This window comes from Arthrobacter sp. 9V (assembly GCF_902506065.1).
GTDB lineage: Bacteria > Actinomycetota > Actinomycetes > Actinomycetales > Micrococcaceae > Arthrobacter.
Window position 1 is genome coordinate 1 of sequence record NZ_LR733066.1, and the last position, 1,086, is coordinate 1,086.

Consider the following 1,086-nt stretch of genomic DNA (forward strand, 5'->3'; position numbering starts at 1 on the left):
TACTTGTTCGCGGGCGTCGTCGACCGGGATCGCGAGTTCACGCCACCGGGCGGTTTCAGCATCGTAGATCGCCAGGCGACCGCTGAGCGTCTGTCCGACACTGGTAACCAGCTTGATCGCTTCCATGGCCATGGTGGCTCCGATCACGCCGCAGAGCGCGCCCAATACTCCAGCCTCGCTGCACGTCGGCGCGAACTCGGGCGGCGGCGCGATCGGGAAGAGGTCGCGGTAACTGGGGCCGGCCGCGTCGAACACGCTCACCTGGCCCGAGTACTCGTGGACGGATCCCCAGACGTGAGGGATACCAGTGATCGTGGCAGCATCGCTTGTCAGATACCGCGCTGCGAAGCTGTCTGCCCCGTCAACAACGACGTCGTACTGGCTGAGCAGGTCTAATGCGTTCTCAGAAGTGAGCGCTTCGTTGTAGGTGACGACAGCGACGTTGGGGTTCAATGCGCGGAGAGTAGCGGCCGCGGAATCAACCTTCGACATGCCGACCGACGCTGTCGCGTGGACGACCTGCCGTTGCAGGTTGCTCAAGTCCACCGTGTCGGGATCGATGATCGCCAGAGTCCCCACACCTGCGGCAGCTAGGTAGAGAAGTGCCGGAGATCCAAGACCTCCTGCTCCGATCACGAGGATCCGTGCGTTGTTGAGGCTTGTCTGTCCTTGCTCTCCGAAACCGCGCAGGAGTGCGTGCCTGGAGTACCGCTCTGTGAGCTGATCCGCGGCTGCAGGCGTAGGGTTGGACGTCATGTGTGATCCTTTCGGCCGGTGATGGTCCCAGCGTTGCCGTCGATGACGACGTCAGTGCCGAAGAGGGCGATCATATCGGCCACATCTCGAAGCGCCGTTGCTGCAGTCGTTTCGTCAGCGTCAGCCGGCAGCCCGGCGTCTGCGCCAAATTGGAAGCCTTGAAGGCTGAACGGTCGGATCGTGACGCGACGCAGTGCGGCGCGATTGAACGTGCATGTCGCCGCGAGTCCTACGGCGAAATCAGAGGACCCGAAGTAGGCCTGCTGGCGCGCGGCCATGAGTTCCGGCCCCGTGATCGCTTCCGCGTCGGCTTGGTGCTTCTCAAACAGG

General features: G+C 63.1%; 2 protein-coding genes. Both read right to left on the reverse strand.

The window, feature by feature from the left end:
* The coding region (locus BACI9J_RS24155) for a HesA/MoeB/ThiF family protein (RefSeq protein ID WP_159736813.1) at positions 1 to 756 on the reverse strand (756 nt) is incomplete at its 3' end.
* Positions 753 to 1,086, reverse strand: a 334-nt coding sequence (locus BACI9J_RS24160; RefSeq protein WP_201296745.1) for a hypothetical protein, incomplete at its 5' end; no start/stop codon positions are given. The genes BACI9J_RS24160 and BACI9J_RS24155, both read right to left, overlap by 4 nt.